Genomic DNA, 25,926 nt, shown 5'->3' with positions numbered 1-25,926 from the left:
GAAGGATTATTAAAACTAATTTTCATATCCATCTATAATTGATAGAACAGATTATGAGTAACAAAATTAAGGCAGGAATAATTGGTGGCGCAGGATACACAGGTGGCGAAATGCTCCGTATCTTGATTAACCATCCAAATGTTGAAATTGCTTTCGTAAATAGCACCAGTAATGCAGGGAATTTAATTTCTGATGTACACACTGATTTAATTGGCGATACAGATTTACGTTTTACAGATAGAACTGATTTTGAAGAATTATTTAAGTCCCCTGTTTCAGAAGGGGATTTAGGGGAGGCTGTACTTTTTCTTTGTGTTGGCCACGGTGATGCGAAGAAATTCTTGGCTGCTAACCCGATTAATGATAATATCAAAATCATTGATTTATCTCAGGATTTCAGATTGATTGCCAATGCTAAATTTGAAAATCGTGAGTTTGTTTACGGCTTGCCAGAATTAAATCGTGAAAAAATAAAATCCGCTCATAATATCGCAAATCCTGGTTGTTTTGCAACTTGTATTCAATTGGGTTTATTGCCTTTAGCGGCAAAAGGTTTAATTAATGCAGAAGTTCACATTAATGCAACCACAGGTTCAACTGGTGCAGGGCAGAGTTTGGCAGTAACTTCTCACTTTAGCTGGAGAAATAATAACCTTTCCATTTACAAAGCTTTCGAACATCAACATTTGAATGAAATTGGCGAAAGCTTATTGCAATTGCAACCAACTCTTTCAGAAACTTTGAGTTTTATCCCGCAACGCGGAGATTTTACCAGAGGTATTTTGGCAGCTATGTATTTAGAAAGTGATTTAACTTTAGAAGAAGCACAAACTATTTATGAAGACTATTACAATGCGCATCCTTTTACGCATATTAGTCGGAAAAACATCGATTTAAAACAGGTAGTAAATACCAATAAAGCGCTGGTTCATGTAGAAAAACATGGAAATAAACTGTTTATCATCAGCATTATCGATAACCTGTTAAAAGGCGCCAGCGGGCAAGCAGTTCAGAATATGAACATAATGTTTGGCTTGGAAGAAACAGCGGGATTGAAGTTGAAAGCAGCCTTTTTTTAGTTGAAAGTTAAAAGTTAAAAGTGAAAAGTTAAAAATGCAGAATTACAAAGATTTACTAGTTTGGAAAAAGGCACACCAACTTACACTTGAGATTTATAAAACTGTATCAACCTATCCAAAAGAAGAAATCTACAGTTTAGTAAGTCAACTTAAACGGGCGTCTTCATCCATTGCTACCAATATTGCTGAAGGAACTGGCAGATTTTCTCAAAAAGATTTAGCCCATTTTTTGCAAATAGCTTTAGGCTCAAGTCATGAAGTAGAGTATTTATTGCTCTTATCGAAAGATTTAGGTTTTATTAATAATGAACTATACATTCAATTAGAAAAGAATATCAATGAAATTAAAGCTATGCTTATTTCTTTGATTAAGAAAGTCAGACTTTAAACTTTCTACTTTTTACTTTAAACTTAATACAATGCAACTATTCGACGTTTATCCTCTTAACAATATAGAAATTACAAAAGCATCTGGCAGCAATGTTTGGGATGCTAACGAACAAAAATATTTAGACTTATATGGCGGTCACGCAGTGATTTCGATTGGCCACACCAATCCGCATTATGTAAGCCGTCTAACTAACCAACTTAACAAGGTTGGTTTTTATTCCAATTCAGTTAAAATTCCACTGCAGGTTCAATTAGCAGAGAAATTAGGCCAGGTTTCTGGGAAAAAAGATTTTCAATTATTCCTGGTAAACTCTGGTGCAGAAGCGAATGAAAATGCGTTGAAACTCGCTTCATTTTATAATGGCAGAAAGAAAGTAATCGCTTTCACAGGTGCTTTCCACGGGCGTACTTCATTAGCGGTTGCGGTAACTGATAACCCTAAAATTGTAGCGCCTGTTAATCAAACTGAAAATGTAATCTTCCTGCCTTTTAATAATGAAGTAGCTTTGGAAGAAACTTTTAAATCGCAGGGCGATGAAATTTCAGCTGTAATTATCGAGGGCATCCAAGGTGTTGGCGGAATTAAAGAAGCCTCGAAGAGTTTCTTACAGAAAATCCGTTCACTTTGTGATGAGTATAATGCCGTTTACATTGCCGATTCGGTTCAGTGCGGTTATGGCAGAACAGGTTTGTTTTATTCACACGATTATTCAGGTGTTGAGGCTGATGTTTATACCATGGCAAAAGGAATGGGTAATGGATTTCCGGTAGCGGGAATCTCAATTGCACCAAAATTTAAACCATGGCATGGAGAATTGGGGACTACTTTTGGCGGTAACCATTTGGCTTGCGCTGCGGCTTTGGCTGTTTTAGAGGTGATGGAAAAAGATAACCTGATGAAGAATGCTGAAGAAATCGGGAACTATCTAATTACCGAATTGAAGAAATTTGAGCAAGTAAAAGAAGTTCGCGGTCGCGGATTGATGATTGGGATTGAATTGCCTGAAGAATTGGCCCATGTTAAAAAGGAGTTATTATTTAAACATTTTATTTTTACAGGCGAGGCAAAACCGAATGTTATCCGTTTATTGCCAGCTTTGAATTTGACCAAAGCACATGCTGATGAGTTTTTGGCGGCGTTTAGTGAGTTGGTAAAATAATCCTTTCGTCATTGCAAGGCATGAAGCAATCTTAATGCGGTAGAAAAAACTAACCCATCATTGTAAATTGCTTCGCCCCTCGCAATGACGATAAATATGAAGTTAGTGAGAGCTAACTTACTTTAAAATTTTTAAGAGGTGGTGCAGGAAAACCTTAGACCTACACCTCAAACCTTTAAGCTTTAAAAAATGAAACTTTTCACTTCCGTACATGATGTTCCAAGCATCAAACAATTTGTAAAAGATGCGCTAGAATTAAAGGCAAATCCTTATGCACATCAAAGTTTGGGTAAAAACAAAACCTTAGGATTGGTTTTTATGAATCCAAGTTTGCGTACCCGTTTAAGCACTCAGAAAGCTGCGCTAAACTTAGGGATGAATGTGATGGTCATGAATTTGGATAAAGAGGGTTGGGCTTTAGAAACCCAGGATGGTGTGGTAATGAATGGCTCAACCGTTGAGCACATTCGTGAGGCTGCTGCCGTAATGGGTCAATATTGCGACATTCTGGGATTGCGCTCTTTCCCGAAGTTAAACAATCGTGAGGAAGATTATAGTGAAGATTTCTTTAACAAATTTGTAAAGTATTGCGCTGTTCCTGTAGTGAGTTTGGAAAGCGCAACTCGCCACCCCTTACAAAGTTTTGCCGATATTATTACCATTCACGAAACCTGGACTAAACAACCTGATGGCAGAAAACCAAAAGTTGTTTTGGCTTGGGCACCTCATGTAAAAGCTTTGCCGCAGGCCGTTCCAAATTCTTTTGCAGAATGGATGTGCAAAGCGCAAGCAGAAGGGATGATTGATTTTACCATCGCACAACCCGAAGGTTATGAATTGGCAGAAGAATTTACGCCAGGTGCAGATATACAATATAATATAGAAGAAGCTTTGGCTGGCGCTGATTACGTTTATGTAAAAAACTGGAGTAGCTACAAAGAATATGGTAAAGTTTTAACTTACCCTGATGGCTGGATGATGAACAACGAAAAGCTGAAATTTACCAACGATGCGAAGGTAATGCACTGTTTGCCGGTGCGTCGCGATTTAGAATTGTCTTCTGAGATTTTAGATGGTCCAAGTTCATTGGTTATTCATGAGGCAGGCAATCGCTTATGGGCAGCGCAAGCGGTGATAAAATCGATGCTGGAAGAATTATAAAAAAGCAGAAAGCTTAAAGACTAAAGCTTTAAGCTTTCTGCTTTCAACTTTAAGCTCAAAAAAATATGAAACAACTTACCATCATAAAAATTGGCGGAAACGTAATCGATAACTCTGCCAATTTACATCAGTTTTTATTAGACTTTACGGCTTTGCCTGGCGATAAAATTTTGGTTCATGGAGGCGGTAAAATTGCAACCGAACTGGGTGAAAGTTTAGGTGTTGAAGCTAAAATGATTGAAGGACGTAGAGTTACAGATATTGAAACTTTGCGCATTGTTACAATGGTGTACGCTGGTTTGATAAACAAGAACATGGTTGCCCAGTTACAGGCTAAAGGCAGTAATGCTATTGGTTTAACAGGTGCAGATGGAAATATCATCAAAGCCAAAAAACGCCCTGTAAAAGAAATTGATTATGGTTTTGTAGGTGATTTGGATGAGCATTCTGTTTCTGCAACTACTTTAGATAGTTTGTTGAAAGCTGGATTGGTTCCTGTTTTGTGTGCAATAACGCATGATGGTGATACGCAGTTGTTAAATACCAATGCTGATACGATTGCATCATCGGTTGCGGTAGCAATGTCGGCTTTATACGAAACGCGTTTAGTATATTGCTTCGAGAAGAAAGGTGTGCTGAAAGATGTAAATGATGATGATTCTGTAGTTAGAGAAATTAAAACAGATGAATTTGAAGGTTTGAAGGCTGATGGAACAGTGCAAGGCGGGATGATTCCTAAATTGCACAATGCTTTTGAGGCGATTAAAAAAGGTGTTTCCGCAGTATATATTGGCAAAGCCGATGAATTAAATGAACTTGCTGAAGGAACTTTTGGAACGAAGATGAACCCCTAAATCCCCTAAAGGGGACTTGGTATGGAGGATAGGTTTATTGCAATAATTTAATCTCTCCGTCATTGCGAGGCACGAAGCAATCTCCTTTTAGCAGTTTGGTGGGGAGAGGTCACTTCGTTTCTAGCAATAGCGAGAGTAATTTAAACCTGATAGAAGCGGAAATACTTTTTTGCAGAACAAACCATAAAGATTGCCACGTCGTTTCTCCTAACACTAACAAGATAGAATGCATGACAGGTGTTTAAAAAAGATTGAAGTGGATAGCAGGACTGACAATAATAGGATGACTGAACTTGCTTTTCAAACATCGATTATACGCTGTACGACAATTAAAATAGTTTAACCAACTAAACCAAATAAACGAACCACATGAAGAAAATAGCCATAATTGGTAGCGGAAATATCGGATTATCTTTAGCAAAAGGCTTAGTGAAGGCTGATTTCGCTAAAGCTGGCGACATTACGCTTACCCGTAGAAATATCGACCATTTAAAGTCTTTTGCTGAAGCTGGGTTTGTTGTGAGTAACAATAATAAACAAGCAGTGACTAACGCTGATGTGGTGATTCTTGCTGTGTTGCCCCAGCAGTTAAATGCGGTTTTGGATGAGATTAACTCATCGATTGATTCAGCTAAACATTTGGTTATTTCGGTAATTTCAGGTGTAAGTTGTGCTGCGGTGCGTGAGAAATTAGGCGATGATGTGGAGGTAATCCGAGTGATGCCGAACACTGCAATTGCAATTGGTCAATCGATGACTTGTATGGCGAGCGATAATGCATCGGCGGAAAATATTGCTGAGGTGACTAAAATGTTCGAAACGGTTGGTTCGGTAGTGAAAATAAACGAAGACTTAATGACTTCTGCTACGGCACTTTGTGCTTGTGGAATTGCATTTTTCTTGAGGGCCATCAGAGCGGCATCGCAAGGTGGTGTAGAAATTGGTTTCCATGCCGATGAAGCGCTTAAAATGGCGGTTCAAACTGCAAAGGGTGCCGCCGATTTACTTTTATTACACGGCACACACCCGGAATCAGAAATAGATAAGGTAACTTCGCCGAAAGGTTGTACCATTGCTGGTTTAAATGAAATGGAACATAATGGTTTTAGCTCATCATTAATAAAAGGTATAAAATTATCGGCCTTAAAAGCAGGGAATTTGTACGTAAAAGAAGCTTAAAGGTGGAAGGTTAAGGGTGTAGGGTTTAGGCTCTATATCTTAATACTTGATACTAACTACTCAATACTATGTTGTTAGAAAATATACAAAAAGAAAGTCTGGATTTATTGCGACAGCTAATTCGCATCCAGTCTTTTAGTAAAGAAGAAGACAGAACTGCGAATTTAATTGCTCAGTTCTTAGAGGAGAGAGGGATTAAAACCCAGCGTAAAATGAATAATGTTTGGGCATACAATAAGCATTTCGATGCAAGTAAGCCCACCGTGTTGTTGAACTCTCATCATGATACAGTTAAACCCAATTCTGGTTATACCCGCGACCCTTATGATGCTGCCATTGAGGGCGATAAATTGTTTGGCTTGGGCAGTAATGATGCCGGTGGTTGCCTGGTTTCGTTAATCGGAGCGTTTTTATATTATTACGAACAGGAAAATTTAAAATACAACATCTGTTTGGCCGCAACGGCTGAAGAGGAAATTTCTGGAAACAATGGTTTGGAATTGGTTTTACCAGATTTAGGTGAACTTGAATTTGGAATTGTTGGTGAACCAACGGAAATGAACCTGGCCATCGCAGAGCGTGGATTGTTGGTTTTGGATTGTGTATCTCATGGTAAAGCAGGTCACGCGGCCCGGGAAGAAGGTGAAAACGCCATTTACAAAGCGTTGAAAGATATCGAATGGTTCAGGAATTACCAGTTCCCTAAAGTATCTGAAGTTTTTGGTCCGCTGAAAATGACGGTGACCATTATCAATGCGGGTTCACAGCATAACGTGGTGCCTGCAAATTGCACTTTTACGGTTGATGTTAGGGTTACTGATGCCTACACCAATGAAGAAGTTTTAGAAATTATCCGTGCCAACGTAGATTGTGATGTAACACCGCGTTCGATTCGTTTGAAACCATCATCAATAGATAAAAACCACCCGGTGGTTCAGGCAGGTGTGGCCTTGGGCAAAACAACTTATGGTTCGCCTACCACTTCAGACCAGGCTTTATTGGATATTCCGTCAGTAAAATGTGGACCAGGTTTTTCTGGTCGCTCACACATGGCTGATGAATTTTTATATGTTCGGGAAGTCGCTGAGGGTGTGGAGGGGTATGTGAATATGTTGAAACCAGTAGTTTTAGGTTAATTGGAACAAATCGTCATTGCGAGGCACGAAGCAATCTTTATGCGTTTGTATTCAAAAATGATAAACTTAATTTAGAGATTAAATTGAATAAATACTTACAAGTTTTATTAGGCGCATTTTTAGGTATCGGCTCTGCTGTAATTTTTGGTAATGATGAAGCGCTGAAAACTTTTATCTCATTTACTATTCCTTTTTTTGCTATATCTCTAATAAATAATTCAGAGCATAATGATGGCATTTCTCCTTTTGGTATTGCATTAACAATATATATAATAGGAGGAGTTGCTGTGGGTGTAGTTTCTATAATTTCGGATGTTATAGAATATTTGCCGTTTTTTATTTTAATTGCGGTTATTGTAGGTCTATTCTTTTTATATGCTTTATTAACAAATAAAAAATCGTAATTATGAAGATTTGGCAAAAGAATATAGATGTAAATAAGTTTGTAGAAAGCTTCACGGTTGGAAAAGACCGTGAACTCGATTTACAAATGGCAAAGTTTGATGTGTTGGGTTCTTTGGCTCATACCCAAATGCTGGAAACCATTAATTTGCTAACCGCTGATGAATTAATAACTGTTCAGCAAGCGCTAAAAAATATTTACACAGAAATTGAAGCAGGCAACTTTACCATTGAAGATACCGTTGAAGATGTGCACTCGCAAGTAGAGTGGTTGCTCACACAACGTATCGGTGAAGCAGGTAAAAAAATTCATAGCGGTCGCTCACGTAATGACCAGGTTTTGGTTGATTTAAAACTGTTTTTCCGTGCTTGTATTGAAGATATGGTTAATCAAACATCAACTTTGTTTAACCAACTGATAGAATTAAGTAATACGCACAAAGATAAGTTGATGCCGGGTTACACGCATTTGCAAATTGCCATGCCATCATCTTTCGGTTTATGGTTTGGTGCTTATGCCGAAAGCCTTGCCGATGATATGGAATTGATGCTTGCCGCCTGGAAAATCACCAATAAAAACCCATTGGGCTCTGCAGCTGGTTATGGTTCTTCTTTTCCGTTAAACAGAACTTTAACCACTAATTTATTGGGTTTCGAAAGCTTAAATTACAATGTGGTTTATGCGCAAATGGGCCGTGGTAAAACCGAAAGAATTTTAGCACAAGCGATGAGTGCTGTTGCAGCAACCTTAGCTAAAATGGCGATGGATGTTTGTTTGTTTATTAACCAGAACTTTAGCTTTATCAGCTTCCCTGCAGAACTGACAACAGGTTCGAGCATTATGCCGCACAAAAAGAACCCTGACGTTTTTGAACTGATTCGTTCTCGTTGCAATAAAATTCAGGCTTTGCCGAACGAAATTGCCATGATGATTACCAATTTGCCATCAGGTTATCACCGCGATTTACAGTTGTTAAAGGAAAACCTTTTTCCGGCAATTACGTCGTTAAATGAATGCCTTGAAATCGCAACCTTTATGTTTCAGAACATCACCATAAAAGATGATATTTTGAAAGATAAGAAATACGATTATTTATTTAGCGTTGAAGTGGTTAACGATTTAGCTTTGCAAGGTGTGCCGTTTAGAGAAGCCTATAAAATTGTTGGCGAACAAATAGAAAATGGTACTTTTGCCCCATCGAGCCAAATAAATCATACACACGAAGGAAGCATTGGCAACCTTTGTAACGAACAAATTGCTGCGTCAATGCAAGCAGTTTTATCTCAATTTGGTTTCGATAAAGTGAATAAAGCAATAGAAGATTTAATCCGTTAATTCATCATTGCAAAGACTGAAATTATACAATAGCTAATTATTAAGATTGCTTCGTGCCTCGCAATGACGCATCAGGCGACAAAAAGATTAACATATGAAAGTATCAAAGTTAGCCAGTGCTTTAATTGGCTCAGAAATTATAAAAATTGGTAACGAAGTTAACGACATGAAGCGCAAAGGTGCATCAATCGCTAACTTAACTATTGGCGATTTTGATTCGAACATCTATCCAATTCCAACAGAATTAAAAGCAGGAATTGTAGATGCCTATAATGCAAATCAAACCAACTATCCGCCAGCTGATGGTGTTTTACAATTAAGGGAAACTGTTTCAGAGCTATTAAAGGATAGATTTGGACTGGAATATAATACCAATAGCATTTTAGTTTCTGGCGGTTCTCGTCCGTTAATATATGCAGCTTATTTAGCGGTAATTGATCCGGGTGATACGGTAGTTTTTCCTGCACCATCTTGGAATAACAACCATTATTGTCATTTAACTTCTGCTAAATCAATAGCGGTAGAAACTGATGCAGCGCATAACTTTATGCCAACTGCAGCGCAATTAAAACCACATTTAAAAGGCGCCACGATGTTGGCTTTATGTTCACCATTGAATCCGACAGGAACGATGTTCGATGCAGATTCATTAGCTGAGATATGCGATGTGATTTTAGAAGAAAATGCGTCTCGTGGCGCAGATGAAAAACCTTTATATTTAATGTACGACCAGATTTATTCGCTTCTAACTTTTGGTAAAGAGCATGTAAATCCGGTTTCTTTACGTCCTGCAATGCGTGAGTTTACCATTTTTGTTGATGGTACTTCGAAATGTTTGGCTGCAACTGGCGTTCGTGTAGGCTGGGGTTTTGGTCCGGAAGATATTGTGAACAGAATGAAAGCTTTGGTTGGCCACATGGGTGCATGGGCACCAAAAGCAGAACAAGTTGCCATGTCAAACTATTTTAACGATAAAGCACAGGTTGATACCTTTTTAACCAGCTTTAAAGCTCAAATTCAAGATAGCTTAAATGCACTTTACAACGGCTTCAACGAATTAAAAAGCGAAGGTTTTAATGTTGATGCCGTTGAGCCAATGGGTGCCATTTACCTAACCATCAAAATCGATTACATCGGGAAAACAACAGAAGATGGTCAGCTTTTAAAAGACAGCGCCGATGTAAACTTCTATTTAATTAAAGAAGCCGGTGCTGCATTGGTTCCATTCTCTGCTTTCGGTAATGCGCACAGTATGCCATGGTTCAGGGCTTCAGTAGGTGCTTGTACGCTTCAGGATATCAAAGATATGTTGCCAAGAATCAAAACTGCGCTCAGCAAACTAAAATAAGCAATTTGAGCACCCAATCAAACAATCTGTTAGCTTGGGTGTTCAAATTAAGTTCTCATCTAAATGCTCTTATGGAAAATAAATATACGCCTCAGGGATATGCTTCAACATCAGCAATCCTCATTACACTTGCTATTGGAATTTTAGCATCCATCATACTCCCTATCATATACATCATTCTAGGTAGGCTAATACCAAATATCTGGTTCATCGCCATTATCGCTTTTTTTGCTGGGTATGGGTCTTGGTTTTTTCATCGATCTTGGTGTAAAAATCGGAAAGCTCAGAAATCGGAAAATCGTTACTGCAATTGCCGTTTTTTGTGGGTTATTTGCCTTTTACGTTCAGTGGGTATTTTTCGATACGTTAATCTATAGCCAAAAAGGATTTACCTTTAGCCTAAATGCAACTGATATTAAGTTATTAGCGGATGATTTCTTTTTCCTTTTTACCCATCCTAATATTCTCTTTCAGGAAATTGTAAATCTTAACGAAGTCGGATCATTTCGAATAAAAGGAACTGATACGGTAAGCGGTTTGTTGCTGTGGGTAATTTGGGCAGGCGAATTTATATTCATCCTTGGCGGAATCATATTTTCTGTTTTAAATGGTCAGGTTATTAAACCATACTCTGAGATAAATGACCGGTGGATGATCAAGCGTAAGACGCTAAACCGTATTCCCATGGTTGAAAACAAAGAGCACCTTTTGAATGAGCTAAACAACCGAAATTTTGTTGTTTTGAATGATCAGCCATCGCTGATGAATGAAGCTAATTATGCGGAAGTAATTATTTTTGAATCAATGGGCGACCCAACAAAATATATTAGTATTTTGAATGTTTCAAATCCTACCGGTAAAGCAAAAGATAAAAAAATGACTAATGTTATTGCGTTTTATCCGCTTCAGAACGCAAATATATGATCATATTTAATTTAAGGTAAAATTAACAAACCCTATTTCAGATTAATGAAATGGGGTTTGTTGTTTTGTTGAAAATCTAGAAGTACGGATTCAGTTGTAATTAGTAAACCATCTAAAGCCTGCATTTTTAATAAATGGTTTTGAGTCAAACAGAAAAACACTTACCTTTAATTTAGAGGCGGATGGTAAATAAGTAGTGGTGATTCAACGCATCTACTGATTTTAAAGATTGAAATTCAAACATACCCGCATATCGATATCAAATACCAAAGGAAAACACCTAGCTGTAATAGTAATTACGTCACTTATGAGAAAAATCAACATCATTTTTACCTCTATCATTTTGTTTTCATTAAACGTTTTAGCGCAGGAGCCAACACCACAATGGCGGCCAAACTATCATTTTACCTCACCAGCAAACTGGCTTAATGATCCCAATGGGCTGATTTATTTCAATGGAGAATATCATCTCTATTTTCAATATAATCCTTTCGAGAACAAATGGGGACACATGAGTTGGGGGCATGCCACTAGCAAAGATTTGATCAATTGGAAAAACCTGCCTGTTGCCATACCAGAACGGATCACAAAAGATACGACAACAATGATTTTCTCGGGCTCAGCAGTTTTTGACAAAAAAAACGTAAGCGGTTTGGGGAAAGGAAAGGGGCCGCTTTTAGCCTTTTATACAGCCGATTTACCTAAGCAGAAAAATGAATCGCAATATCTGGCTTTTAGTAATGATGGCGGCTTAACCTTTACCAATTATGCCGGAAATCCCATTATCGATTTAAATAAAAAAGATTTTCGCGACCCAAATGTTTGGTGGCATGAAGCTTCGAAACAATGGATTATGACAGTGGCCATGGTTGATGAGCATTTGACCAGATTTTATGGCTCCACAAACCTGAAAGAATGGACAAAGTTGAGCGACTTTGGTAATCAGGGTGATATCGGTAGCGGTTGGGAATGTCCTTTTATTATTCCACTACCCGTTGATGGCAATCGTAATCACGTTAAATGGGTATTGGCCGTTTCTTTATTTACGAAGAAAGGACCATCAATGCAGTATTTTGTTGGAGATTTTGATGGAAAAGACTTCAAAAACGATAACGATGAGAAATTAACCTTATTGGTTGATGATGGCGACGCCTTTTATGCTGCCATACCATGGAACGATGCACCTAAAAATCAGAAAATTTTATTGGGCTGGTTGCAGCCTGGCGGCAAGGAAACTTTCCCATGGAAAGGCCAGATGTCTATTCCTAGAGATTTATCACTAAAAACTACCCCAAACGGAATCAGATTATTTCAGCAACCATTAAAAATCATTACCGATAAGCTGAAAAATCATTCAAGAGAAAAAGTTGCAAAGAAGAAGAATATCGGTTTAAGTGGCGAAACGTTCCTGGGGCCAACATTAAATTCTTACTGGATTGATGCAGAGTTTTCGATCAATGAAGCTAAAAATATTGGGTTTAAACTTGCGCAGTTAAAAGATAATAAAGGTACTTTGTTAAAAGAAGTTGAAGTAGGTTATAACGTAGCGAAGAAACAGATCTATGTAGATTGTTCGCGTTCAGAAAAAGGAATTAAAAATGATAAAAACCTGATTCAAACCGCAACGGTGAATCCGGTTGATGGAAAAATTAAGTTCCAAGTTTTGTTCGATAAATCTTCTTTGGAGGTTTTTGGAAATGGTGGTGAAAAAGTAATCACAACCATGGTATTTCCTGAAGAAAAGGCAACAGGTTTATCTGCTTTTACTGTAGGAGGAAAAGCAACCTTAACGAATTTGAAAATATGGAATTTGGATAAATAAGCCCTACATCAACGAAGTAATGTGCTGCGTTAACTTCACAAAATCATCAACAGTAAGTTGCTCGGCCCGTTTTTCAAAATAAATATGATCATCCATTTTATCTTTTGGCATCACTGCAGAAACCGCGTTACGCAAAGTTTTTCTACGTTGGTTAAAGCCGGCTTTTACCACACGCCAAAATAATTTTTCATCACAATCTAATGTTTCTACTTCATTTCTGGTTAAGCGAATCACCGCCGAATGTACTTTAGGTGGAGGATTGAAAGTACCTGGTTTTACCGTAAAAAGATATTCGATTTTGTAGTAGGCCTGAAGAAAAACACTTAAAATTCCATAATCTTTTGTGCCTGCCGGCGATGCACACCTTTGAGCCACTTCTTTCTGGAACATGCCAACCATTTCCACAACTTTATGGCGGTTGTCTAAAATCTTAAATAATATTTGCGAAGAAATATTGTAAGGGAAATTTCCGATAATGGCAAACTGGCCCGGAAAAATCGCATTAAAATCCAGCTTCAAAAAGTCTCCGTTAATTAGCCGGTCGCCGAGTTGGGGATATTTTTCATTCAAAAAATGAAAAGATTCGGTATCAATATCAATTAAGTAAGTTTGTAAATCCTGGCGTTGCAACAAAAAATCAGAAAGAATGCCCATTCCAGGACCAACCTCCAAAACCTGATTGTATTTATCGGTATTCACCAAACTTTCTACAATGCGGTTGGCAATGCCTTTATCCGTTAAAAAATGCTGACCTAAATGTTTTTTCGCTTTTACTAAACTCATGGCAACAAAGGTAATGATTTAAGGTGGAAGCTATAAGCTTTAGGATGTAAGGTATGGCAATTCAATTTACAAACGCTTTACCTTAAACCATCCATCCTATGCCTTATTTATCAAATCAAATCAGTAATTTGCGCTAAATTTTCCACTAATTATGAGCAATAAACTTAAAATTGGCATCAGTATAGGCGACGTGAACGGTATCGGTTTAGAGGTAATTATTAAAACATTATCCAATCCTGCTATTTTAAATTATTGTACTCCAATTGTTTATGGTCATACCAAGGTTTCCTCTTTTCATAGAAAGGCGAATAACCTTGGCGATTTCAGCTTTAACGTAATCAATCACGCCAATCAGGCGCAATTGAAAAAAGCCAACATGATTAACTGCTGGGAAGAAGATGTAAAAATTGAGCTTGGCCAGGTAACGGCTACAGGTGGAAAATATGCACTTTTATCATTAGAAAGGGCAACGGCCGATTTAGTAGCTGGCGACATTGATGCTTTGGTTACGGCTCCCATCAATAAACACAACATCCAATCAGAAACATTTGCTTTCCCCGGTCATACCGAATATTTGCAGGAGAAGAGTGGGAGTAAGGATGTATTGATGTTTTTGATTAGCGAAAATCTACGTGTGGGTGTGGTTACCGGTCACATACCTGTTAAGGATGTGCCTACATCAATCACCAAAGAAAAAATTCTTAGCAAACTAAAGCTGATTAATGATAGCCTTAAAAAGGATTTCTGGATTGAGAAACCGAAAATCGCAGTTCTGGGGTTAAACCCTCATGCCAGCGACAATGGTTTATTAGGGGCAGAAGAAGCAGAAATCATCACGCCTGCAATTCAGGAAGCTTACGATAAAGGTTTAATGGTATTCGGACCTTATCCTGCCGATGGTTTCTTCGGGAATGGCAGCTATAAAAAGTTCGATGCGGTTTTGGCCATGTATCATGATCAGGGTTTGATTCCTTTCAAAACTTTGGCTTTCCATAATGGTGTAAATTATACCGCAGGATTAAAATTTGTGCGTACCTCTCCAGATCATGGTACCGGCTATGATATTGCGGGTAAAGATTTAGCCGATTCAACTTCATTCACCGAGGCTTTGTTTTCTGCCATTCATATCGTTAAAAATCGCAGGGAGCAGGAAGAAATGTTGAGTAATCAATTACGTGGCGGTGGAAAAGTGGTAGAAACACAGTTCGACATTAAAGATGATGCTTCGTAAAGCTTAACCCTAAAATACAAGTTTTAATTTTTTAGAAAAGCAAGGTACTGTATTTCATCGGTTCCGGTAGTCCTGCTATTCGTTGCAATCTTTTTAGTGATGGTCATGCCGAGCTTGTCGAAAAGCTGCAACAAAAAAGTATTTCCACTTCTATCAGGTTTATTTTTGTTAAAATTGTGTTTCAAATTTAAACGAAATGAGCAAAATTTCTTCCATTTTAAAACCCGAAGAGTTAACGTGGTTAAATCTCGATAATGAAATTGTAATTGTTGATGCCAGCGCCGGGTCAAAAGCCCGCTATGATGAACAACATCTGGCTGGTGCAATTTTCGTAGATGTTAACGAAGATTTAGCCAATATCGGTGACTTTGCTATAGGTGGACGCCATCCATTGCCAACGTTCGATCAATTTAGTAAAGTTATACAGAAACTTGGGATCACCAAAGAAAGTCATGTCATCATTTATGATGATAAAAATGGAAGTAATGCAGCAGCCAGATTTTGGTGGATGTTAAAATCAGTTGGACATGAGAAGGTGCAAGTAATCGATGGAGGTTTTCAAGCTGCGGTAAAAGCGGGTTTCCCTGTTACCAATAAGGTCGAAATACCAAAGTCGGTTGATGAGTACGAGGTTCAAAATTGGAATTTGCCGCTATCAGATATTAATGAGGTAGAAAAGGTAGCTAAAAACGATGATCATATTGTGATCGATGTACGTGATGCCAATCGTTATGCAGGCTTAACAGAACCAATCGATACTATTGCAGGCCACATCCCTGGTGCCATTAATATTCCATTCACCGAAAATTTAGATGCTGATGGACGTTTTTTAGAACCAGACATTTTAAACGAAAAATATACTGCAGCCTTAGAGAACGTTGATTTAAACAATGTAATCGTTCATTGCGGTTCGGGCATTACGGCCTGTCACACGTTATTAGCCATGGATTATGCAGGTTTACCGATTCCAAAACTTTACGTAGGCTCATGGAGTGAATGGAGCAGAAACGGCAAGGAAATGGTTTTGGCTAATGGTTAGTATTCCTTACACAGCTTTTATAAGCTAAACCAGATCGATGTGTAAATCTGAAAGGAAAGCGGAACTTTCGAAACCAATGAAGCGAATAAATTGATTTTCAAAAATTTATTTAACGGGTTCTATTCTTAAATCACAGATTTGAATGTTAACAATTTTTAAAAAACATTTTTTATCTAATTATTTTATCCCTACATTTGCAGGCTAAAATTTTATAGTACTTTGAAGCCATTAAAACAATTTTCTATACCGTTTACCGGATTAAAATTGGGAGTTCATCACTTTGATTATGAGCTTGATGACCGCTTTTTTAATGCATTTGAGTATTCATTAATTAAAAGCGGAAATTTAAAGGTTGACCTGGAACTTGAGAAACAAGAGACCATGTTGCTTTTAAAATTCAAAGTTATTGGTACAGTAAATTTAGATTGCGATAAATGTTTATCAGAGTTTGCTTACCCGGTAAACTTGTACGAAAGACAAATTGTAAAATTTGCTGAAGATGAGCTGGAAAGCGATGATGAGGAAATCATCACGCTAAGCCGTAAAGATACCGAGATTGATATATCGGCACCTTTATACGAAATGATTAACGTGGCTGTACCTTATATCAAAAATTGCGAGCAGGCAGATAAAGATTGTGATCAGGAAATGATTGATCGTTTAGAACAACTCTCTATTGATAAGCAGGCAGAAGAAAACGAACAAACAAGCGACCCACGTTGGGAAGCCCTTAATAAGTTAAAAAAATAAATTAGATTATACACCAATGGCACATCCAAAACGGAAAATCTCGAAACAGAGAAAAAACAAAAGAAGAACACACTACAAAGCAGTGACACCTTCTTTAGCAACTTGCGCAGCAACAGGTGCTATTCACGTACCTCACCGTGCATACAACGTTGATGGTAACCTATACTATAACGGTAAATTGGTTATCGAAAATACTCAAATCGGGTAATTTTCTTAAAAAATTGTTTGTGTTTTCAGCGGCTTTAGTCATACCTTAGGCAACTGAAAAATCAGGGTTTACCTGAGCTTAACACAAACAGATTTTTTCTATGAAAATAGGCCTCGACATAATGGGCGGAGACTATGCTCCCAAAGCAATCGTTTTGGGAGCAATAGCAGCTCATCAATCGCTAAACGCCGGAGAACATTTGGTTCTTATTGGCGATACCGAACAGATTAAACCGATTCTCGCAGAAGAGGGTTTTAATCCGGATCACTTTGAATACGTTCATACTGATGAAGTGATTGGTATGGGCGAACATCCCACCAAAGCAATTGTTCAGAAACCAAACTCGAGCATCGCAGTAGGTTTTAATCTTCTAAAAGAGGGTAAAATCGATTCGTTTGCAAGTGCTGGTAACTCTGGCGCAATGTTAGTTGGCGCTGTTTTTAGCGTTAAAACTATCCCGGGCATCATCCGCCCTTGCTTATGCTCTATTCTTCCAAAACTTAAAGGCGGTACCGGCTTATTATTAGATGTTGGTGCAAATGCCGATTGCAAACCTGATATTTTATTACAGTTTGGTGTACTGGGTAGCCTGTATGCCGAAAATTTATTCAAAATTGATAACCCAAGGGTTGCGTTAATGAATATTGGTGAAGAAGATGAAAAAGGAAACATGCTAAGCATGGCTACTTTTCCGTTAATGAAAGATACCAATCTGTTTAACTTTGTGGGTAATGTAGAAGGTAGAGATTTATTTAACGATAAATCGGATGTAATCGTTTGCGATGGTTTTACCGGAAATGTGATGCTTAAACTGGCAGAATCATTTTATGTGATAACCATAAAAAAAGGGTTAAAGGATGAGTTTTTTGATCGTTTTAATTACGAACAGTACGGTGGAAGTCCGGTTTTAGGCGTTAACGCTCCTGTTGTTATCGGACATGGAATTTCTAGTCCGTTAGCTGTAAAAAATATGGTTCTTCAATCCAGAGAAATGATTACCACCGGATTGGTAGAAAAAATTAGAATGGCATTTAAATAATTTATTTAAAATTTTTCAAATGAGTAAAATTCACGCTGCTATTACGGCAGTTAATGGTTACGTCCCCGACTATGTGCTTACAAACGCAGAGTTAGAAACCATTGTTGACACTTCGGATGAGTGGATTACCAGCAGAACGGGAATTAAAGAACGCAGAATTTTAAAAGGTGAAGGTTTGGGTACATCAGATATGGCGGTTCATGCTGTAAACGGTTTACTTAAAAAAAGAGGTATTGATGCAAAGGAAATTGAATTGATTATCTTTTGCACCACTACACCAGATTTTACTTTCCCTGCTACCGCTAACGTTTTAGCCGATAAAGTTGGCGCAAGCAATGCCTGGGGTTACGATTTACAAGCGGCTTGTTCGGGTTTTATCTTTGGTTTATCTACTGGTGCATCATTTATTGAATCAGGAAGACACAAAAAAGTATTAGTGGTAGGTGGCGATAAAATGTCGTCAATTATCAACTATGAAGACCGTACCACTTGTATCATTTTTGGTGATGGTTGCGGTTGTGCTTTATTAGAGCCAAATGAAGAAGGTTTAGGAATTCAGGATTCTATCTTAAGAACTGATGGTTCTGGCAGAGATTTCTTAGGAATGAAAGCCGGTGGTTCAGTTAAGCCTGCCACACACGAAACTATTGATGCAAGAGAACATTTTGCACACCAGGAAGGTCCAACTGTTTTCAAATTTGCTGTAACTAACATGGCAGATGTAGCTGCAGAAATTATGGAACGTAACAGCTTAACAGCTGATGATGTTGCGTGGTTAGTGCCTCACCAGGCAAACAAACGCATTATTGATGCAACCGCTAACCGCATGGGTGTAACAACTGATAAAGTAATGATCAATATAGAGCGTTACGGCAATACCACTAACGGAACAATTCCTTTATGTTTGTGGGAATGGGAAAGCAGACTTAAAAAAGGAGATAACATTGTGTTGGCTGCTTTTGGTGGAGGCTTTACGTGGGGTTCAGTTTATCTTAAATGGGCATATAATAGCTAGTGGGTTGTATTGATGATTAGTTTTTTCGAATTTAACTAATCTCCCAAACAGCTAAAAAACCCAAATAACAAATAATAAAACAAAAAAAGTATAACTTAGTTAATTCATTTATACACTATTTTTTACATAACAAGGATTAAAAAATGGATATCAAACAAATACAGGAACTGATTAAATTTGTTTCTCGTTCTGGAGTAAACGAAGTTGCTATCGAGCAGGAAAACTTCAAGATTACGATTAAAACAAACCAGGCACCAACAGTTGTGCATGCTACCGTGCCTCAGGCACCGCTTGTACAGGCTGCTGCGCCAGTTGCAACAGCTCCTACTGCTCCGGTTGCAGCAACGCCTGCAGTACCAGTTGCAGAAGATACTTCAAAATACATTACGGTTAAATCACCGATGATTGGTACTTTCTACCGTTCATCAAGCCCTGATAAACCAGTTTTCGTAAATGTGGGTGATGAAATCAGCACTGGTAAAGTGGTATGTATTATTGAGGCAATGAAACTTTTCAATGAAATTGAAAGTGAAGTTTCAGGTCGTATCGTTAAAATTTTGGTTGATAATGCATCACCAGTTGAATACGATCAACCATTGTTTTTAGTAGAACCTATTTAGTAAACCGTCTTATTACGCCTCGGTTTCGTGTCGTCACGAACCGCTTAACACAAATGGTTCGTGGAGACACGAACCATGGCATTTAAACGAAAAATTATGTTTAAAAAAATACTAATTGCCAACAGGGGAGAAATCGCTTTGCGTATTATCCGCACCTGTAAGGAAATGGGCATCAAAACGGTTGCTGTTTACTCTACCGCCGATCGCGAAAGTTTACATGTACGTTTTGCTGATGAGGCTGTTTGTATTGGTCCTCCTCCAAGTAAAGATTCTTATTTAAATATTCCAAATATTATTTCAGCGGCAGAATTAACTAATGCTGATGCCATACACCCAGGTTATGGGTTCTTATCAGAAAACGCTAAGTTTTCAAACATCTGTCGCGAGTACGGTATCAAGTTTATTGGTGCCACGCCTGAACAAATCAATGGCATGGGCGATAAAGCTTCTGCTAAAGAAACAATGAAAATTGCTGGTGTACCAACAATTCCAGGTTCTGAGGGATTATTAACCAGCGTTAAAGAAGGTATCGCTATTGCGAACGAAATGGGTTATCCGGTTATTCTTAAAGCTACTGCCGGTGGTGGTGGCCGTGGGATGCGTGTAGTTTGGAAAGATGAGGAGTTCGAAAATGCATGGGATAGTGCTCGTCAGGAATCTGGTGCTGCTTTCGGTAATGATGGTTTATATTTAGAGAAATACATTGAAGATCCTCGCCACATTGAAATCCAGATTATCGGTGATCAGTTTGGTAAAGCTTGTCACCTATCTGAACGTGATTGTTCCATTCAACGTCGTCACCAAAAGCTGGTAGAAGAATCTCCATCACCATTCATGACCGAAGAACTTCGTGTAAGGATGGGAGAGGCTGCTATTAAAGGAGCACAAGCTGTAAATTATGAAGGTGCTGGTACAATAGAATTTTTGGTTGATAAACACCGCAACTTCTATTTTATGGAAATGAATACACGTATTCAGGTAGAGCATCCGGTTACTGAAGAAGTAATCAACTTTGATTTAATCAAAGAACAAATTAAAGTGGCTGCTGGAATTCCAATCTCGGGTAAAAATTATTTCCCTGATATGCATGCAATTGAATGTCGTATCAATGCTGAAGATCCTGCGAATAATTTCCGCCCTTCACCAGGAAAAATCACTAATTTCCATTCTCCGGGTGGTCATGGTGTGCGTGTGGATACCCATGTTTATGCTGGTTATTCTATTCCATCAAACTACGATTCGATGATTGCAAAGTTAATTTGTGTGGCGCAAACCCGCGAAGAAGCAATTTGCACCATGGAACGTGCTCTGGGTGAATTTGTAATTGAAGGCGTAAAAACAACTATTCCTTTCCACTTACAATTGATGAAAGACCCGAATTTTAGAGCCGGTAATTTCACCACAAAATTTATGGAAACATTCGAATTTGTAGATTCACAATAATTAAAATCAATATTTCAGAAAGCCAGGTTTGCAAAATCCTGGCTTTTTTTGTTTTTAGCTGATAGAAGAATCTGAAAATTTCATCGAAAAAAATTCATATTATTAACCTAACCTTGTAGCGTTTAGGAGATTACACTCGTTTCTAAGTTAAAACCCTCAAATATGAAAAAATATCTAATTAACGTACTGCTGCTTCTGCTTGTTGCCGCATTTACTCAATGTAAGAAGGATGAATATGAAGTGATCAAACTTACAAAAATGATCACGGTTGAGCAGATGAGAGCCCTGCCGGTAGGTTTAACCAAAGCAACAGAAACAAAAAAAACAGGTAAAATTTATATTTACAATGATTATCTTTTTATAAACGAACCAGGAGAAGGTATTCATATTTACAATAATATTAACCCCAATGCACCTGTAAACACTGCCTTTATACAAATTCCGGGCAATGTAGATCTTGCCATTCAAAATAATATTCTTTATGCTGATAGCTTTATTGACTTGCTTGCTTTTGATATTTCAAATATGAATAGTATTAAGCAAGTTAAAAGGGTAAATGATGTTTTTAAGCAAGTTTATTCTGCTGGTGTTCAAAAATATCTTTTTTATACTAAAGATACCGTGGTAAAGAAACAGGTTTACAAGGGAGGCGTCGTCAATGATATCGCAGCCTATTCCAGTTCTTCTTCTCAAGGCGGTTCTTATGGTCAGGGCGGCTCGATGGCAAGATTTACTTTAATGAACGACTATCTCTACACGGTTGGCTTGTATGAGTTAGGCTTGTTTGATGTGAAAAATGCTTCCAATCCATCTTTTATAAAATCAATTAATTTAGGCTGGGGAGTGGAAACTATTTTTCCTTACGATAATAAATTGTTTATTGGCACTAATACCGGAATGCATATCTTTAATGCTACCGATGCCGCCAACCCGGTTAAGCTATCTACTTATAGCCATATTTTTGCCTGCGACCCGGTAGTGGTACAAGGAAAATTCGCTTATGTTACTTTGCGGACAGGTAATAACTGCAGGCAAGCAAGTAATCAACTCGAAGTGGTTGATATTGAAGACCCAACAAAACCTAAGCTACTTATAGCATACCCTATGCAAAATCCTCATGGCTTAAGCGTAAATGGAAATAATTTATTTTTATGTGAGGGCAATTTTGGTATTAAGAGCTTTAATATCACTGATAATAAAGCGATTGGAAATAATATGCTTCAGCATTTGCAAAATATAAAAAGTTTCGACGTGATTGCAGGGCCGAAATCATTAATCGTAACCGGTGATGACGGTGTTTATCAGTTTAATTATAGTAATGCATCCAATTTAAGGCAGTTAAGCCTGATCAAAGTACAGAAATAGATTATCACCCGTTTACTAGATGATATTTATATATGCTTTTTGTTAAATAATATAAACTATTTCTATCTTTAACACGTAGATACCATTCTATTCAATTAGAATGGTATTTTTGTTTTCAACATGAGCGACACTAAAAAAACTTCCCTTACAAAAGCTATAGGACAAAAGAGTACAACCTTAGAGGCAGAAATGTCTTTTTTTTGACCATCTTGATGTTCTGCGTAAACATTTGATCCGAGCCGTAATTGCCATTGCCGTATTCACTGGTATCGCTTTTTACTTCAATGAATTTATTCTCGATAGAATTATTTTCGGTCCTAAGAAACCTGATTTCTGGACTTATCGCATGATGTGTAAACTGGTAGAGAAGTTTCCTTCGCTGGGTGCAGATATGTGTATCACCAAGATCAATGGAGAAATCATCAATACTGAAATGGCTGGGCAGTTTAATCTTCAGTTAAATGTCTGTGTAATGTGCGGTATTGTGGTGGGTTTCCCTTATTTGCTTTGGGAAATCTGGCGTTTCATCAAGCCCGCTTTACACGAAAATGAACGTAAATCAGCAAGTGGCTTTGTTTTTTTGCTTCGGTACTTTTCGTATGTGGTATCCTATTCGGTTATTTTATCGTTTGTCCGCTTTCCGTTAACTTTTTAACAGGTTACACGGTAAGTGAGGAAATTAAAAATACTTTCACTGTCGATTCATACTTATCATCAGTTGCCACGTTAACTTTAGGAACTGGTATTATTTTCGAACTTCCGGTAATCATTTTCATCCTTTCGAAACTTGGATTAATGACGCCGAAACTGATGCGGTCGAGCAGAAGGTATGCAGCTGTCATCATCTTAATCATATCAGCAATTGTGACACCAACGCCAGATATTATGACGATGCTGATTGTGGCTACGCCGCTCTTCCTGCTTTACGAATTGAGTATTTTTGTTTCTGCCTTTATCGAAAGGAAGAAGAAAAAAGCGGAGGCAGCATTTTACGCTAACTAACGAAAACATTACGAATACATTTTAGAATTCTATATAAATTTGGACATGTCTGAAACTAGAATTAAAATAGCGATTGGTGGAGATCACGCTGGTTTTGAATATAAAGAAGTGCTTAAAGAGTTCCTTAAAGATTACGAGATTAGGGATTTTGGTACCCATTCATTGGACTCCGTAGATTACCCTGATTTTGCACACCCTTTAGCCGCTGCTGTTGAAAACGGTGAATTTACTTATGGTATTTTGCTTTGTGGCTCTGCAAATGGTGTAGCCATTACTGCCAATAAACATGCAGGCATTCGTGCAGGCTTATGTTGGGAGAATGAGGTTGCCGCTCTGGTAAGAAAACATAATAACGCAAATGTTTTATGCATTCCTGCCCGCTTTGTTTCAGAAGAATTGGCAAAAGAAATTACCACTACATTTTTAAATACGGAATTTGAGGGCGGTCGTCATCAAACAAGAGTAAATAAAATTTCGTGCTAACCTTATCAAACTAAACTAACTATTACCCATAATGAATAAAAGATTTTTAACCCTAGGCTTAGCGTCGATACTGAGTGTTGGCTGCTTTGCACAAGTTAAACCACTTGCAGCGAACAAGGATGCAATTAGGTTTAGCAAAGCCATAAATCCTGAAAACGCTTTTAAACATCTTTCCGTTTTAGCTTCTGATGAATATGAAGGTCGTGAAACCGGTAAAAAAGGAGCATGGATGGCTGCAGATTATATTCGTGATTATTTTAAATCACTTGGATTAAAAGGCCCTGTTGATGGAGGATACTTCCAAAAAATTGACCTCGCTACTTATGCTGTTAGCGAAAGCATGTTAACCATTAACGGCCAGCCAAAACAAGCCTATAAAGATTATTTAATTACCAGTAATGCAGTAGGCTTAAACGGCTTTACTTTCAGTGCTGATGATATTGTTTTTGCAGGTTACGGCATCTCCAAAGATGGGTTTAATGAGTATGATGGCATTAACGTAGAAGGGAAAGTTGTTTTAATTTTTGCTACGGGAGATCCAACAGCAAAAGCTACAGATAAGGTTGATCGCCGTGCTGCAATGATGGCGAGACAGAAAAAATTAGGTTACCTGGCCCAAAATAAAGCGAAAGCTGTTATTCTAATCGATCCTACTGTTGATAATATTTCGCCAGAGCGTAAAGCATCATTAGAAGCTGGTCAGGTAGTGATGAGAACAGAAGAAGTGGTTGAGCGGATGAAAAAGCAAAACCCGTTCACCATTATCAGCATTTCTACCGCAACAGCGAATGAAATTTTAAAAGCTGCGAATACTTCGGTTGATGCTTTTCAGAAAAAAGTTACTGAAAGCGCAAAACCTGCATCTCAAACGATAAACGTTGCCATTTCTGCAAGTGCGATGAAAAAGGGAACTGAAGTTCGTGGAGAAAATGTTTTAGGTTTCCTGGAAGGAACTGACCCGAAATTGAAGAAAGAAGTTTTAGTATTAACTGGCCATTATGATCACATTGGTATTACTCCTGAGGTGGAAGGACCAGACAAAATAAACAACGGCGCTGATGATGACGGATCTGGAACTACAGGTGTTCTTTTAATGGCAAAAGCATTTACTGATGCTAAAAAAGCGGGCAAAGGCTCAAAACGCAGCATTCTTTTCATGACTGTGGTGGGCGAAGAAAAAGGTTTGTGGGGATCGGATTGGTACTCACAGCATCCGATTTTTCCTGTAGAAAACACGATAGCTAACTTAAACACAGATATGATCGGCCGTATCGGCGAAGAATATTTAGGTAAACCAGATTCTGCCAACTACATCTATTCAGTAGGTTCAAACATGTTAAGCAGTGAGTTGGGTAATTTAAGTGAGCAGGTGAATGCTACTTATACCAAAATGAAATTAGATTATAAATACGATGATCCTCAGGATACACAACGTATTTATTATCGTTCAGATCACTATAACTTTGCTAAATTGGGCATTCCTATTATCTTTTATTATGATGGAATGTTGGAGCAAGACTATCACAGACCAGGCGATGAGGTAAGCAAAATCAACTTCCCATTGCTAACTAAGAGAGCTAAGCTTACTTACTTTACAGCATGGGAACTGGCAAACAGAGCCAAGCGCCCAGCGGTAGATAAAGATGGAAAAGGGAATCCAAAAAAAGGTAGTACAATACCTCAACCATAAAAATTGAGCCCCGACTAAAGCAGTCGGGGCTTTTTTATGCACATTACTTTAGGCCGTAAGAGAAATTCCTATCTTTGAATTATGATGAAAACTGCCGAGGAATTTTTAGAGAAATCTGATGAGAAAGCTTTTGATTTACCGCATCGTAAAACCATCAATTATAATATTGGAAAATACAATACGGCAGTAGAACGCGGGCTATCAAAATTCGAAAATCTTGAGGCTTCAAAAAAGAAAGCACACGTGATTAAATGGCGTGTGATGGAAAATCTTGATAAGTTTTTGCCTGAGTTTGAGTCTAACTTTCAACGTAGAGGAGGAAAAGTGATTTGGGCAAATGATGCCGCTGAGGCTCAGCAGGAAATTCTAAACATCATTAAGCGGAATAACGGCAAAACGGTGATCAAATCTAAATCAATGACCACCGAAGAAATCCATTTAAATGATTTCCTGGAAAGTAATCAAAT

28 protein-coding genes are annotated in these 25,926 nt (G+C 38.0%); 26 read left to right on the top strand and 2 right to left on the bottom strand.

Annotation, left to right across the window (positions count from 1 at the left end; translation table 11 throughout):
• Positions 1 to 53 precede the first annotated feature (53 nt).
• From argC to ON09_RS05890, 12 genes are all read left to right on the top strand, one after another.
• Positions 54 to 1,079 (top strand): N-acetyl-gamma-glutamyl-phosphate reductase, encoded by a 1,026-nt coding sequence (gene argC, locus ON09_RS05945; protein ID WP_010600146.1) that lies wholly within the window; start codon positions 54 to 56, stop codon positions 1,077 to 1,079.
• Between the two features lie 34 nt (positions 1,080 to 1,113).
• Complete coding sequence (locus tag ON09_RS05940) at positions 1,114 to 1,467, top strand: four helix bundle protein (RefSeq protein ID WP_010600145.1); 354 nt, start codon at positions 1,114 to 1,116, stop codon at positions 1,465 to 1,467.
• Between the two features lie 31 nt (positions 1,468 to 1,498).
• Complete coding sequence (locus tag ON09_RS05935; protein WP_010600144.1) at positions 1,499 to 2,629, top strand: aspartate aminotransferase family protein; 1,131 nt, start codon at positions 1,499 to 1,501, stop codon at positions 2,627 to 2,629.
• 189 nt (positions 2,630 to 2,818) lie between these two features.
• Positions 2,819 to 3,790, top strand: a complete 972-nt coding sequence (locus tag ON09_RS05930; RefSeq protein WP_010600143.1) for a Rossmann-fold NAD(P)-binding domain-containing protein — start codon at positions 2,819 to 2,821, stop codon at positions 3,788 to 3,790.
• A 65-nt stretch (positions 3,791 to 3,855) separates the two neighbouring features.
• A complete protein-coding gene (argB, locus tag ON09_RS05925; protein WP_010600142.1) occupies positions 3,856 to 4,644 on the top strand; it encodes an acetylglutamate kinase in 789 nt (262 codons plus the stop codon).
• Positions 4,645 to 5,013: 369 nt separating this feature from the next.
• Positions 5,014 to 5,823: a pyrroline-5-carboxylate reductase gene (gene proC, locus ON09_RS05920; RefSeq protein ID WP_010600141.1), complete on the top strand. Its 810-nt coding sequence runs from the start codon at positions 5,014 to 5,016 to the stop codon at positions 5,821 to 5,823.
• A 68-nt stretch (positions 5,824 to 5,891) separates the two neighbouring features.
• Positions 5,892 to 6,959 carry a M20 family metallo-hydrolase gene (locus ON09_RS05915; RefSeq protein WP_010600140.1) on the top strand — a complete coding sequence of 356 codons (1,068 nt, stop codon included), beginning with the start codon at positions 5,892 to 5,894 and terminating at the stop codon, positions 6,957 to 6,959.
• Positions 6,960 to 7,042: 83 nt separating this feature from the next.
• Complete coding sequence (locus tag ON09_RS05910; RefSeq protein WP_010600139.1) at positions 7,043 to 7,363, top strand: hypothetical protein; 321 nt, start codon at positions 7,043 to 7,045, stop codon at positions 7,361 to 7,363.
• Positions 7,364 to 7,365: 2 nt separating this feature from the next.
• On the top strand, positions 7,366 to 8,697 hold the full coding sequence (gene argH, locus ON09_RS05905) for an argininosuccinate lyase (protein WP_010600138.1): 1,332 nt from the start codon (positions 7,366 to 7,368) through the stop codon (positions 8,695 to 8,697).
• Between the two features lie 94 nt (positions 8,698 to 8,791).
• Positions 8,792 to 10,045 carry a pyridoxal phosphate-dependent aminotransferase gene (locus ON09_RS05900; protein ID WP_010600137.1) on the top strand — a complete coding sequence of 418 codons (1,254 nt, stop codon included), beginning with the start codon at positions 8,792 to 8,794 and terminating at the stop codon, positions 10,043 to 10,045.
• A 237-nt stretch (positions 10,046 to 10,282) separates the two neighbouring features.
• Positions 10,283 to 10,969, top strand: a complete 687-nt coding sequence (locus ON09_RS05895) for a hypothetical protein (RefSeq protein ID WP_010600136.1) — start codon at positions 10,283 to 10,285, stop codon at positions 10,967 to 10,969.
• Between the two features lie 307 nt (positions 10,970 to 11,276).
• Entirely contained in the window at positions 11,277 to 12,791 is a 1,515-nt protein-coding gene (locus ON09_RS05890; protein ID WP_010600135.1) for a glycoside hydrolase family 32 protein, read from the top strand.
• Between the two features lie 3 nt (positions 12,792 to 12,794).
• On the opposite strand, the gene rsmA is transcribed toward ON09_RS05890, so the two are convergent.
• Positions 12,795 to 13,574, bottom strand: coding sequence for a 16S rRNA (adenine(1518)-N(6)/adenine(1519)-N(6))-dimethyltransferase RsmA (gene rsmA, locus ON09_RS05885; protein WP_010600134.1), 780 nt, complete (start codon positions 13,572 to 13,574; stop codon positions 12,795 to 12,797).
• 151 nt (positions 13,575 to 13,725) lie between these two features.
• On the opposite strand from rsmA, the gene pdxA reads away from it, so the two are divergent.
• Positions 13,726 to 14,805: a 4-hydroxythreonine-4-phosphate dehydrogenase PdxA gene (gene pdxA / locus ON09_RS05880; protein ID WP_010600133.1), complete on the top strand. Its 1,080-nt coding sequence runs from the start codon at positions 13,726 to 13,728 to the stop codon at positions 14,803 to 14,805.
• Positions 14,806 to 14,828: 23 nt separating this feature from the next.
• On the opposite strand, the gene ON09_RS25100 is transcribed toward pdxA, so the two are convergent.
• Positions 14,829 to 14,990, bottom strand: coding sequence for a hypothetical protein (locus ON09_RS25100; RefSeq protein ID WP_157258852.1), 162 nt, complete (start codon positions 14,988 to 14,990; stop codon positions 14,829 to 14,831).
• A gap of 11 nt (positions 14,991 to 15,001) precedes the next feature.
• On the opposite strand from ON09_RS25100, the gene ON09_RS05875 reads away from it, so the two are divergent.
• The 13 genes from ON09_RS05875 to ON09_RS05820 all read left to right on the top strand — a co-directional run.
• Entirely contained in the window at positions 15,002 to 15,844 is an 843-nt protein-coding gene (locus ON09_RS05875) for a sulfurtransferase (protein WP_010600132.1), read from the top strand.
• A 219-nt stretch (positions 15,845 to 16,063) separates the two neighbouring features.
• Positions 16,064 to 16,594 (top strand): YceD family protein, encoded by a 531-nt coding sequence (locus ON09_RS05870; RefSeq protein WP_010600131.1) that lies wholly within the window; start codon positions 16,064 to 16,066, stop codon positions 16,592 to 16,594.
• A 16-nt stretch (positions 16,595 to 16,610) separates the two neighbouring features.
• Positions 16,611 to 16,802: a 50S ribosomal protein L32 gene (rpmF, locus tag ON09_RS05865; RefSeq protein ID WP_010600130.1), complete on the top strand. Its 192-nt coding sequence runs from the start codon at positions 16,611 to 16,613 to the stop codon at positions 16,800 to 16,802.
• Positions 16,803 to 16,902: 100 nt separating this feature from the next.
• On the top strand, positions 16,903 to 17,841 hold the full coding sequence (gene plsX, locus ON09_RS05860) for a phosphate acyltransferase PlsX (RefSeq protein ID WP_010600129.1): 939 nt from the start codon (positions 16,903 to 16,905) through the stop codon (positions 17,839 to 17,841).
• Positions 17,842 to 17,860: 19 nt separating this feature from the next.
• Positions 17,861 to 18,856 (top strand): beta-ketoacyl-ACP synthase III, encoded by a 996-nt coding sequence (locus tag ON09_RS05855; protein ID WP_010600128.1) that lies wholly within the window; start codon positions 17,861 to 17,863, stop codon positions 18,854 to 18,856.
• A 143-nt stretch (positions 18,857 to 18,999) separates the two neighbouring features.
• Positions 19,000 to 19,476 carry an acetyl-CoA carboxylase biotin carboxyl carrier protein gene (gene accB / locus ON09_RS05850; RefSeq protein ID WP_010600127.1) on the top strand — a complete coding sequence of 159 codons (477 nt, stop codon included), beginning with the start codon at positions 19,000 to 19,002 and terminating at the stop codon, positions 19,474 to 19,476.
• Between the two features lie 96 nt (positions 19,477 to 19,572).
• On the top strand, positions 19,573 to 20,919 hold the full coding sequence (accC, locus tag ON09_RS05845) for an acetyl-CoA carboxylase biotin carboxylase subunit (RefSeq protein WP_010600126.1): 1,347 nt from the start codon (positions 19,573 to 19,575) through the stop codon (positions 20,917 to 20,919).
• Positions 20,920 to 21,081: 162 nt separating this feature from the next.
• Positions 21,082 to 22,284: an LVIVD repeat-containing protein gene (locus tag ON09_RS05840; protein ID WP_010600125.1), complete on the top strand. Its 1,203-nt coding sequence runs from the start codon at positions 21,082 to 21,084 to the stop codon at positions 22,282 to 22,284.
• 229 nt (positions 22,285 to 22,513) lie between these two features.
• Positions 22,514 to 22,939 (top strand): twin-arginine translocase subunit TatC, encoded by a 426-nt coding sequence (locus tag ON09_RS26575; RefSeq protein ID WP_316927772.1) that lies wholly within the window; start codon positions 22,514 to 22,516, stop codon positions 22,937 to 22,939.
• Positions 22,843 to 23,286 (top strand): twin-arginine translocase subunit TatC, encoded by a 444-nt coding sequence (gene tatC / locus ON09_RS26570; RefSeq protein WP_316927774.1) that lies wholly within the window; start codon positions 22,843 to 22,845, stop codon positions 23,284 to 23,286. The genes ON09_RS26575 and tatC overlap by 97 nt, the downstream gene beginning before the upstream one ends.
• Before the next feature lie 45 nt (positions 23,287 to 23,331).
• The gene (rpiB, locus tag ON09_RS05830; protein WP_010600124.1) at positions 23,332 to 23,769 is read left to right on the top strand and encodes a ribose 5-phosphate isomerase B; all 438 of its coding nucleotides are present in this window, start codon (positions 23,332 to 23,334) and stop codon (positions 23,767 to 23,769) included.
• 31 nt (positions 23,770 to 23,800) lie between these two features.
• The gene (locus tag ON09_RS05825; RefSeq protein ID WP_010600123.1) at positions 23,801 to 25,459 is read left to right on the top strand and encodes a M28 family peptidase; all 1,659 of its coding nucleotides are present in this window, start codon (positions 23,801 to 23,803) and stop codon (positions 25,457 to 25,459) included.
• Positions 25,460 to 25,540: 81 nt separating this feature from the next.
• A partial coding sequence (locus tag ON09_RS05820; protein ID WP_010600122.1) for an LUD domain-containing protein occupies positions 25,541 to 25,926 on the top strand: 386 nt, incomplete at its 3' end.

It is taken from the genome of Pedobacter agri PB92 (assembly GCF_000258495.1).
Lineage (GTDB): Bacteria > Bacteroidota > Bacteroidia > Sphingobacteriales > Sphingobacteriaceae > Pedobacter > Pedobacter agri.
Note: the sequence above shows the minus strand (reverse complement) of the source record. Positions and strands in the feature narration are given on the sequence as shown.

Bases quoted from the DNA above. Each gene is read 5' to 3' on its own strand.
- argC (WP_010600146.1), top strand. From the start codon at position 54: ATGAGTAACAAAATTAAGGCAGGAATAATTGGTGGCGCAGGATACACA.
- ON09_RS05940 (WP_010600145.1), top strand. From the start codon at position 1,114: ATGCAGAATTACAAAGATTTACTAGTTTGGAAAAAGGCACACCAACTT.
- ON09_RS05935 (WP_010600144.1), top strand. From the start codon at position 1,499: ATGCAACTATTCGACGTTTATCCTCTTAACAATATAGAAATTACAAAA.
- ON09_RS05930 (WP_010600143.1), top strand. From the start codon at position 2,819: ATGAAACTTTTCACTTCCGTACATGATGTTCCAAGCATCAAACAATTT.
- argB (WP_010600142.1), top strand. From the start codon at position 3,856: ATGAAACAACTTACCATCATAAAAATTGGCGGAAACGTAATCGATAAC.
- proC (WP_010600141.1), top strand. From the start codon at position 5,014: ATGAAGAAAATAGCCATAATTGGTAGCGGAAATATCGGATTATCTTTA.
- ON09_RS05915 (WP_010600140.1), top strand. From the start codon at position 5,892: ATGTTGTTAGAAAATATACAAAAAGAAAGTCTGGATTTATTGCGACAG.
- argH (WP_010600138.1), top strand. From the start codon at position 7,366: ATGAAGATTTGGCAAAAGAATATAGATGTAAATAAGTTTGTAGAAAGC.
- ON09_RS05900 (WP_010600137.1), top strand. From the start codon at position 8,792: ATGAAAGTATCAAAGTTAGCCAGTGCTTTAATTGGCTCAGAAATTATA.
- ON09_RS05895 (WP_010600136.1), top strand. From the start codon at position 10,283: ATGGGTCTTGGTTTTTTCATCGATCTTGGTGTAAAAATCGGAAAGCTC.
- ON09_RS05890 (WP_010600135.1), top strand. From the start codon at position 11,277: ATGAGAAAAATCAACATCATTTTTACCTCTATCATTTTGTTTTCATTA.
- rsmA (WP_010600134.1), bottom strand. From the start codon at position 13,574: ATGAGTTTAGTAAAAGCGAAAAAACATTTAGGTCAGCATTTTTTAACG.
- pdxA (WP_010600133.1), top strand. From the start codon at position 13,726: ATGAGCAATAAACTTAAAATTGGCATCAGTATAGGCGACGTGAACGGT.
- ON09_RS05875 (WP_010600132.1), top strand. From the start codon at position 15,002: ATGAGCAAAATTTCTTCCATTTTAAAACCCGAAGAGTTAACGTGGTTA.
- rpmF (WP_010600130.1), top strand. From the start codon at position 16,611: ATGGCACATCCAAAACGGAAAATCTCGAAACAGAGAAAAAACAAAAGA.
- plsX (WP_010600129.1), top strand. From the start codon at position 16,903: ATGAAAATAGGCCTCGACATAATGGGCGGAGACTATGCTCCCAAAGCA.
- ON09_RS05855 (WP_010600128.1), top strand. From the start codon at position 17,861: ATGAGTAAAATTCACGCTGCTATTACGGCAGTTAATGGTTACGTCCCC.
- accB (WP_010600127.1), top strand. From the start codon at position 19,000: ATGGATATCAAACAAATACAGGAACTGATTAAATTTGTTTCTCGTTCT.
- accC (WP_010600126.1), top strand. From the start codon at position 19,573: ATGTTTAAAAAAATACTAATTGCCAACAGGGGAGAAATCGCTTTGCGT.
- ON09_RS05840 (WP_010600125.1), top strand. From the start codon at position 21,082: ATGAAAAAATATCTAATTAACGTACTGCTGCTTCTGCTTGTTGCCGCA.
- rpiB (WP_010600124.1), top strand. From the start codon at position 23,332: ATGTCTGAAACTAGAATTAAAATAGCGATTGGTGGAGATCACGCTGGT.
- ON09_RS05825 (WP_010600123.1), top strand. From the start codon at position 23,801: ATGAATAAAAGATTTTTAACCCTAGGCTTAGCGTCGATACTGAGTGTT.